The sequence below is a fragment of the Bullifex sp. genome (assembly GCF_034103065.1).
Taxonomy (GTDB): domain Bacteria; phylum Spirochaetota; class Spirochaetia; order Sphaerochaetales; family Sphaerochaetaceae; genus Bullifex.
In genome coordinates, this window is record NZ_JAXEGN010000134.1 from 1 (window position 1) to 2,760 (window position 2,760).

The window sequence follows — 2,760 nt, forward strand, 5'->3', positions numbered from 1 at the left end:
ATCTTGCAAAAGAATGGGGAGCATCAAGAGACAAAAATGGATATGCAAATATCTATGAAATTAACGATGATGAATTAACTATCTTAAATTTAAATAGTCCTAATTATTCAGTTCTTCACTGGCTTTCTATTCTTTTAGAAAATCGAATATTTGACACTACCACGCCTCTTGCAAAAGAGGCAAAAGAATATTTACTGAACAACTTTCTTCCTCCATATAAAAGTTTCGATATCATCATTGGAAATCGCGCAGATGATAGTTATTTTTCATTTGCTCAAGATTTTATTAATGGTGCTATATCTGTACGCCAGCTTGGAAATGCAATGAAATTAGGTGGTCTTGGTGATCAATATGTTTTAAAAAGTAAAAAAGCATTTGAAAGGCTCCATTATTTAGGAAATGAAATAGTACTTTCTTCTGAATACTATCTAAAAAAAGAACAAAGAGACCATAACGCAAGGCGACAATACTTTGATCAAGAAAAAATAAAACGTAGCGATATTTATATTATCCAAATACTTAATGAGGAGATTAAAGCAGATGATTCACGCTTACGATAAAAACTATTTACCAAGAGCACAAACTCTTATGGGAGTAATGTTTCACGTTGCTATTTATGATTTTAATATTCCTCTTGAAGTATTCTATGATAAATTTCTTTTTTCAAATATTTCATCATATTTCGAAGCTGGTGATAGTTCAATTTTAGGAGGGAGGTCAGGAGTTGAAATTGCTCTTGATATAATAAATGACGATACTAAAGCTAATAATATTCATCCTATATTTGATAGATCCCCTGAATATTGGTGTGGTTGGGCCTTAGCATATTTTCAGTGGTACAGTGGACTTAAGTTTCTTCAGATAAATAAGTATATTTCCATAATAGAAATACTAAATATGTATAATCCATATCATGAAATGGATATAAGCCACTTCTGTGATCATATGTTTGCTTTATATAATTCAAGAAAACCCTTCTCTAATTTGAAATTACTACGTCTTGATGCCAATCTATCTCAAAGTGAATTATCTAAGCTATCAGAGGTACCTGTTAGGACTATTCAACAATATGAACAAAAACAAAAGAACATTAACAAAGCAAGTGCAGAAACAATTATAAATCTTTCTAAAGTATTAAATTGCTCAGTTCTTGATTTAATGGAATTTGATAACACCTAAAAACGTAACGCACCATAGTTAAACCTTGTTTAGTAAAAAAACAAACTTATCATTTGCTTAGGGAAAGGTACCATTTTAATAAAGAAAACAGAAGGATAATGCCCGGACACTCTTTGATAAGAAAAGTTTTCGTAACGTCAACCCAAAATTCTTTTCAAGGAGGCTTTTCGCCTATGATTGACGTAATTCCACGGCTGAAGCACGTGGATTTTCTCGGCTAGGTGTCGTAACAACAAGGAAAATACCATTAAGTAAATTGGACCTAATCTTCCTCAAGAGGAAGAATATGATATTGTAGATGCAAGCGGATATGTAGTAACACCTTGCTTTGTGAATACTCATCACTACTTGCAATAGCAGAGCTAATGAAGATAGGTTGTACACTCTCAACAGAAAATCGCTATATATCTCCCAATATGGCCAAAGTATATGAAGTAGATACAATTTTATATGAATTCCCCACGCAATAGCAGTGATTCAGATAGTGTTGCATTGTTTTGCGTATTTTCATCATATACAATGAAACTTTGAGAAAATCAGATTCTCAAAATAGACATTGAGAAATAAAGAGATTAAATGTATAATTTACCTAAATATCAGTAAAAAATAAAAATTTACGGATAAATTACAAACATGATTTATACTTTCAAAGAATGCAAAGAAAAATACGGAACGCTCTATATGATCAATAAGGCTGTCAAAAATGAAGAGCTTTATAAGATTGAAAAAGGGTTTTATTCTGATAAACCTCATGAACCTGAAATTTCTTTGATTTCACTTAAATATCCTGAAGCAGTGTTCACCATGAACAGTGCTTTCTATTATCACAATCTCACCGACACAATCCCTAATAAGTATTACCTCGTAACTGATAAAGATGCAGCAACAATTACTGATAAGAGGATAGTGCAGAAATACGAGAACAGTAAGGCTTTGAAGCTAGGTGTTATCCAGATGGAACAGGACGGGGGCCTTATAAAAATCTACAGTAAAGAAAGGATGTTACTTGAACTCATACGAAACAAGAACAATATGCCGTTTGATTACTACAAGGAAATTCTAAACAACTATAGAAGAATTGTTTATGACTTGAATATCCAGGACATTCAGGATTATGCTGATGAACTTCCAAAAAATAGAATGATAATGGAAACTCTCAGATTAGAGGTATTTTAATGTTGAATCTTGAAGAATTAGTAGATAAGGAAATAGAAAACGGCTATGGCAATGAAGATAGGTTGTACACTCTCATCAGACCATCACTATATATCCCATAATATGGCCAAAGTATATGAAGTAGATACAATTTTATATGAATTCTCCACTCAATAGCAGTGATTCAGGATAGTGGTGCATTGTTTTGCGTATTTTCATCATACATAAACACGCTATTATTGCGTAAAAAAAATTTTATAAAACACGCAATTTCTGCGTATTTTACTTACATATTTTTTTATTTGGGGTATACTAAGTATTGAGGTGATGTAACATGACACTCAAAGAATATCGCAAAAATAAAAAACTGACCCAAGCAGAGTGTGCCAAATATCTAGGAATTCCCCTTCGCACCTATCAAAACTA

The 2,760-nt window shown here is 32.1% G+C and carries 4 protein-coding genes; all 4 read left to right on the forward strand.

Annotation, left to right across the window (positions count from 1 at the left end; genetic code table 11):
• Nucleotides 1–560 (forward strand): DUF3990 domain-containing protein (locus SOY52_RS05240; RefSeq protein ID WP_320847924.1); only part of this gene is annotated, 560 nt, incomplete at its 5' end.
• Complete coding sequence (locus SOY52_RS05245; RefSeq protein WP_320847925.1) at nucleotides 541–1,179, forward strand: helix-turn-helix transcriptional regulator; 639 nt, start codon at nucleotides 541–543, stop codon at nucleotides 1,177–1,179. The genes SOY52_RS05240 and SOY52_RS05245, both read left to right, overlap by 20 nt.
• Nucleotides 1,180–1,812: 633 nt before the next feature.
• Nucleotides 1,813–2,355: a hypothetical protein gene (locus tag SOY52_RS05250; RefSeq protein WP_320847926.1), complete on the forward strand. Its 543-nt coding sequence runs from the start codon at nucleotides 1,813–1,815 to the stop codon at nucleotides 2,353–2,355.
• Nucleotides 2,356–2,668: 313 nt separating this feature from the next.
• On the forward strand, nucleotides 2,669–2,760 hold a 92-nt coding region (locus SOY52_RS11195; RefSeq protein ID WP_414429589.1), incomplete at its 3' end, for a helix-turn-helix domain-containing protein.

Bases quoted from the DNA above. Each gene is read 5' to 3' on its own strand.
- SOY52_RS05245 (WP_320847925.1), top strand. From the start codon at position 541: ATGATTCACGCTTACGATAAAAACTATTTACCAAGAGCACAAACTCTT.
- SOY52_RS05250 (WP_320847926.1), top strand. From the start codon at position 1,813: ATGATTTATACTTTCAAAGAATGCAAAGAAAAATACGGAACGCTCTAT.